Origin of the sequence: uncultured Aquincola sp., from assembly GCF_964001545.1 — a bacterium.
Classification (GTDB): domain Bacteria; phylum Pseudomonadota; class Gammaproteobacteria; order Burkholderiales; family Burkholderiaceae_C; genus Aquincola.
On sequence record NZ_CAXFDV010000669.1, the window covers coordinates 1 to 5,549 of the forward strand.

Below are 5,549 nucleotides of genomic sequence, written 5' to 3' on the forward strand. Positions count from 1 at the left end.
CGAAGGGCCTTGCAGCGTGCTGCCGTCGCGGCGGCGGTACTGGCCCAGCCACACGTTCTCGATGCCCAGCGCGTTGTTCACCGCGTCGCGGTGGGTGTTGTCGGAAAAGCAGGAGTGCTCGTCTTCCTGGTCCTGGGTGTTCAGCGCCACCTCCAGCCGTTCCCCGGCCAGCTCGCCGCGCGAGAGCGAGCCCAGGCCCACGATCATCTTGCGCACCGATTCGCGGCCGCCTGCCTCGAAGCGCGCGCGGTAGTTGCCCTTGACGCCCGGCTGCCAGGCCTTGGCCACGTAGCGCAGGTCGTCGATCAGCAGCTCGGTGACCACCGTCAGGTAGCGGCGGCGGCGGTCGGCGTTGGGCTTCTTGCCGTCGACGAAATCCTCGAAGCTGCGGTCGCCGGGGCCGTTGTCGTTGAAGTCCTGGCCCCACAGCAGGAACTCGATCGCATGCCAGCCGGTGGCGATGTTCTCTTCGCCGCCGCGCTCGTTCATGCGGCTCAGGTAGGCCTTGGTGATGGCCACCTTCTTGTCGTTGACGATGCCGGCATTCGGCCGGTCGCGCGTGCCGTCCACGAACGATTCGTCCATCGGCCAGGCATTGAGCCGGCCTTCCGGGCCCTTGTCGTCGTCGATCGGGCCGCCGTAAAAGCGGAAGGCTTCGGTCTGGCCGTACCACTCGCGCGCGGCCAGCCAGGCCTTGCGGGCGGCTTCCAGGCCTTCGGCGCTGGGTTGCTTTGTCAAGGCGCCGATGGCGGACTGCAGCTCCAGCGCCGCGGCCAGGGTGTCTTCATAACCCGCGCTCACCAGCACGGCGTAGTGCCGGGCCACGGACGAGAAGTCGGCGGTGGGCGCGGCCTGGGCCCACAACGGCAATGGCCATGCGGGCACGGTGGCGGCCACGGCCGCGATGCCCAGGAATCGACGCTTGTTCATGTCGGCATGTTATGCGAACGGTTCGCATTTGCATCCAAGCCCCGCCCGACTGCCGGGCGATCGACAGGCGGTTGAAAGCGCCCGCTGCCTACAATCAGGGTATGAACTATTACCGGCACCACATCTTCTTCTGCCTGAACAAGCGTGAAAACGGCGAAGACAGTTGTGCGCAGCATGCGGCGCAAGCCGGCTTCGACCGCTGCAAGAGCCTGGTCAAGGCCGCCGGCCTGGCCGGCCCCGGTGGTGTGCGGGTGAATAAGGCCGGCTGCCTGGACCGCTGCGCCGGTGGCCCGGTGGCCGTGGTGTACCCCGAGGGCACCTGGTACACCTTCGTGGACGAGTCCGACATCGACGAGATCGTTGAGCATCACCTCAAGGGCGGCGAAGTGGTCGAACGCCTGGTGCTGCCGCCCAACGTCGGCCGCTGAAACCCGCGGCCCGCAGAACAACGTGAATTCCCAGACCCAGCGAGCGTCCATCGCCGGCCCGGCCGGCGTGCTGCAGTGCGCCATCGACGAGCCGGCCGAGGCGGTGCGCGGCGTGATGGTGGTGTGCCACCCGCACCCGCTGCATGGCGGCACCATGGACAACAAGGTGGTGCAGACGGTGGCCCGCGCCGGCCTGCAGCAGGGCCTGCGCACCGTGCGCTTCAACTTCCGCGGCATTGGCGAATCGGCCGGCGCCTGGGACAACGGCCAGGGCGAGGTGGACGACGCGCTGGCCGTCATCAACGCCTACCGCGACGCGGCGCTGCCGCTGTGGGTGGCGGGCTTTTCCTTCGGCGGCTACGTGGCCTCGCAGGCCGGCGCCCGGCTGGCCACGCAGGGCGCGCCGGCTACCGGCCTGGTGCTGGTGGGCCCGGCCACACGGAACTTCGAGGTGGCCGCCGTGCCCGAAGGCACCTTGGTGATCCACGGCGAGGCCGACGACGTGGTGCCGCTGCAGGCCACGCTGGACTGGGCCCGCCCGCAGTCGCTGCCCGTGGTGGTGGTGCCGGGTGTGGGCCACTTCTTCCATGGGCAGTTGCCCTTGCTCAAGTCGTTGGTGGTGCGGCACCTGCTGGCCGCCTGACGTTTGCCGACGACGCTTTTCCTTCCTTTCGCTCTCCGAATGAAAAAACTGTTTGCCTTCGTGCTGGCTGCGGCCTGCACCGTTTCATCCTGGGCCCAGGCGCCCCAGCCGCCCGAGCTGGCCGCCCGCCACTACATCCTGCTCGACCTCAGCAGCAACCAGGTGCTGGCCGAGCGTGATGCCGACACGGCCACCGACCCCGCTTCGCTGACCAAGCTGATGACCGCCTACGTGGTGTTCACCGCGCTGCGCGAGAAGAAGCTGACGCTGGAGCAGACGCTGCCGGTGAGCAAGCGCGCCTGGGACGAGCGCAAGGGCGACCCCTCGCTGATGTTCATCGACACCACGATGACGCCCAAGGTCGACGAACTGCTGCGCGGCATGATCATCCAGTCGGGCAACGACGCCTCCGTGGCGCTGGCCGAAGGCGTGGCCGGCTCGGTGGATGCCTTCGTGGGCATGATGAACCGCCAGGCCCAGGCCTGGGGCCTGAAGAACACCAGCTTCAAGAACGTGACCGGCATGACCGAAGCCGGCCACCGCACCAGCGCCCGCGACATCTCGGTGGTGGCCTCGCACGTCATCCGCGACTTTCCCGAGTACTACCCGTACTACTCGGTGCGCAGCTACACCTTCAACAAGATCAAGCAGGACAACCGCAACCTGCTGCTGGGCCGCGACCCCAGCGTCGACGGCATGAAGACCGGCTACACCGACGCCGCAGGCTACTGCCTGGTGGCCAGCGCCCAGCGCGACATGCCCAACGGCAAGCGCCGCCTGCTGAGCGTGGTGATGGGCACCGGCTCCAAGGAAGCCCGCGCCACCGAAAGCCAGAAGCTGCTGAACTGGGGCTACAGCGCCTGGGATTCGGTGCGCCTGTTCGAAGAAGGCAAGCCCATCGCCACGCCCGAGGTGTGGAAGGGCACCCAGCGTGAAGCCAAGCTGGGTGCGGCCGGCGCCGTGTACGTGACGCTGCCGCGCGGCGAAGGCGACAAGCTGCAGACCAAGGTCGAGCGCACCGACCCGCTGGTGGCCCCGCTGACCAAGAACCAGCGCGTGGGCACGCTGAAGGTGAGCACCGCCGCCGGTGCGCCGCTGGCCGAAGTGCCGCTGGTGGTGCTGGAGCCGGTGGAACAGGCCGGCCTGCTGGGCCGCGCCTGGGACGCCATCCGCCTCTGGATCAAGTAAGGTCCCGTCCTGAAGTTGCCGCGGAGAAAGCCATGATCGCGCTGCCCGAAAGCCTGTGTTACCTCAACGGCGAGTACACGCGCCTGTGTGATGCCAAGGTGTCGGTGCTCGACCGCGGCTTCATCTTCGGCGACGGCGTGTACGAGGCGATTCCCGTCTACGGCGGGCGCCTGTTCCGCTTCGGCGAGCACATCGCCCGCCTGGGCCGCAGCCTGGCCAAGCTGCGCATTCCCAACCCGATGGACGAGGCGCGCTGGCTGGCCGTGGCGCGCCGCCTGGTGCAGGACCATCCGGCGCCGGTGCAGCTGCTGTACATCCAGGTCACACGCGGCGTGGCGCTGCGCGACCACGTGGTGCCGGCCGAGCCGGTGCCCACGGTGTTCATGATGACCAACGAGTTGAAGCAGGCCAGCGCCGAGGCCCGCCACCAGGGCGTGGCCTGCATCACCGCGCGCGACTTCCGCTGGGAGCGCGGCGACATCAAGAGCACCTCGCTGCTGGGCAGCGTGCTGGCGCGCATGGTGTCGTCCGACCAGGGCGCCACCGAGACCATCCTGTTCCGCGACGGCTGGCTGACCGAGGCCAGCAGCAGCAACGTCTGGATCGTGCAGGAAGGGGCGCTGCTGGGCCCGCCCAAGAGCGAGCACCTGCTCGAAGGCATCCGCTACGAGCTGCTGCGCGAGCTGTGCGAAGAGTGCGGCATCGCCTACAACCTGCGCCCGATCGCCGAGGCCGAGGTGCTGGCGGCCGACGAGGTGCTGCTCAGCTCGGCCACCAAGGAGGTGCTGCCGGTCACCCGCATCGACGGCGCCGAGGTGGGCCACGGCGCGCTGCGCGGCAAGCCGGGCCCGGTGTATGCGCGCCTCTATGAGGCGTACCAGAACGCCAAGCAGCTGCAGTCCGTCTAGGCGCAGCGCGGCGCGCGGTTTGAATCCGCCCGCGCCGCCCCCATGTTCCACAGCATGAGCACCGTCACCATGCAGCCCATCCCGCCCGAGCAATCGCTGATCGAATACCCCAGCGCCTTCCCGATCAAGGTGATGGGCGAAAACGTGGACGGCTTCGTGCACGCGGTCACCCAGGTGGCCGAGCAGTTCGACCCCGGCTTCGACGCCAGCACCGTGGAACTGCGGCCCAGCAAGGGCGGCAAGTACCTGGGCGTCACCATCACCGTCACCGCCACCAGCCGCGAGCAGCTCGACGAGCTCTATCGCACGCTGACCACGCACCCGATGGTCAAGGTGGTGTTGTGACCGGCGGCGGCGTCGCCGGGGTCGCGCCTTGCAGCCGCGCGTCGATCTCGCGCAGCTTGGCCGGCGCCACTTCGTCGCCGCTGGCCGCTGCCGCGGCGTACCAGTAACGCGCCAGCCGCAGATCGTGCGCCACGCCCACGCCCGATTCGTACATCGACGCGAGGATGTACTGCGCTCCCACGTCGCCGCCCTTGGCCGCTTCGCGGTACCAGTGCGCGGCCGCCGGCATGTCCTGCGCGGCGCCACGGCCCAGGTAGTACGCGGTGGCAATCTCCACCTGCCCCTGCACGCTGCCCTGTTCGGCCGCCCGCAGGTACCAGCGGCTGGCCTCGCCGAGGTCGCGCCGGCCGGCGTCGCCGGTTTCGTACAGCCGCGCCACGCCATAGGTGGCGGTGACGAAGCCGTGCTCGGCCGCGCGCTGCATCAGCCGCAGCGCCTCGCCGTTGCTGGCGCCGGGCAGCTCGCGCTTCAGGTGCATCACCGCCAGGTTGTAGTCGGCGGCCGGCAGGCCGGCGCGGGCCAGGCCCTCGAAGGCCTCGCGCGCCTGCAGCAGCCGGCCCTGGTCGTGGTCCACCACCGCCGCCTCCAGGCGCGCCTGCAAGGCTTCCTTCTGCGCAGGCGTCAGCGCCGGCTCAGCGGCGCCGGCCGCGGTGGCCGCCAGCACTGCCAGGGCGCCCAGCAGGCGGTGGATCGGGGGACGGAAGGGCATGCGTTTCTCCTGCTGCCGGCGTGGGCCGGCCATTGCGCACCATGATCGTCAAGACCCTGGGCCGCGTCGACTATGCCGCCACCGAGGCGGCGATGCGCGCCTTCACCGATCAACGCGATGCCGACACGCCCGACGAACTGTGGCTGTGCGAGCACGACCCCGTCTACACCCAGGGCATTGCCGGCCGCAGCGAGCATGTGCTCAGCCCCGAGGGCATTCCGGTGGTGCGCACCAACCGCGGTGGCCAGGTCACCTACCACGGCCCCGGCCAGGTGGTGGCCTATCCGCTGGTCGACCTGCGCCGGCTGGCCATCTACGTCAAGGAATACGTGTTCCGGCTGGAGCAGGCGGTGCTCAAGACGCTGGCCGACTACGGCGTCACCGGCCACCGGGTGGCC

8 protein-coding genes are annotated in these 5,549 nt (G+C 69.5%); 6 read left to right on the forward strand and 2 right to left on the reverse strand.

Annotation, left to right across the window (positions count from 1 at the left end; genetic code table 11):
• Positions 1-930 (reverse strand): imelysin family protein (locus ABNT58_RS23530; RefSeq protein WP_348755828.1); only part of this gene is annotated, 930 nt, incomplete at its 3' end.
• Positions 931-1,031: 101 nt separating this feature from the next.
• On the opposite strand from ABNT58_RS23530, the gene ABNT58_RS23535 reads away from it, so the two are divergent.
• The 5 genes from ABNT58_RS23535 to ABNT58_RS23555 all read left to right on the forward strand — a co-directional run bounded on the left by ABNT58_RS23535 (position 1,032) and on the right by ABNT58_RS23555 (position 4,442).
• Positions 1,032-1,358 carry a (2Fe-2S) ferredoxin domain-containing protein gene (locus tag ABNT58_RS23535; protein WP_348755829.1) on the forward strand — a complete coding sequence of 109 codons (327 nt, stop codon included), beginning with the start codon at positions 1,032-1,034 and terminating at the stop codon, positions 1,356-1,358.
• 22 nt (positions 1,359-1,380) lie between these two features.
• On the forward strand, positions 1,381-2,001 hold the full coding sequence (locus tag ABNT58_RS23540; protein WP_348755830.1) for an alpha/beta family hydrolase: 621 nt from the start codon (positions 1,381-1,383) through the stop codon (positions 1,999-2,001).
• 39 nt (positions 2,002-2,040) lie between these two features.
• Complete coding sequence (locus ABNT58_RS23545) at positions 2,041-3,189, forward strand: D-alanyl-D-alanine carboxypeptidase family protein (RefSeq protein ID WP_348755831.1); 1,149 nt, start codon at positions 2,041-2,043, stop codon at positions 3,187-3,189.
• A gap of 32 nt (positions 3,190-3,221) precedes the next feature.
• Entirely contained in the window at positions 3,222-4,097 is an 876-nt protein-coding gene (locus ABNT58_RS23550; protein ID WP_348755832.1) for a D-amino acid aminotransferase, read from the forward strand.
• Between the two features lie 69 nt (positions 4,098-4,166).
• The gene (locus ABNT58_RS23555; RefSeq protein WP_348755835.1) at positions 4,167-4,442 is read left to right on the forward strand and encodes a DUF493 family protein; all 276 of its coding nucleotides are present in this window, start codon (positions 4,167-4,169) and stop codon (positions 4,440-4,442) included.
• Here the strand turns inward: ABNT58_RS23555 and ABNT58_RS23560 are convergent.
• Positions 4,426-5,151, reverse strand: coding sequence for a tetratricopeptide repeat protein (locus tag ABNT58_RS23560; protein WP_348755833.1), 726 nt, complete (start codon positions 5,149-5,151; stop codon positions 4,426-4,428). The two genes, ABNT58_RS23555 and ABNT58_RS23560, sit on opposite strands and share 17 nt — an antisense overlap.
• Positions 5,152-5,192: 41 nt before the next feature.
• On the opposite strand from ABNT58_RS23560, the gene lipB reads away from it, so the two are divergent.
• Positions 5,193-5,549, forward strand: a 357-nt coding sequence (gene lipB / locus ABNT58_RS23565) for a lipoyl(octanoyl) transferase LipB (protein ID WP_348755834.1), incomplete at its 3' end; no start/stop codon positions are given.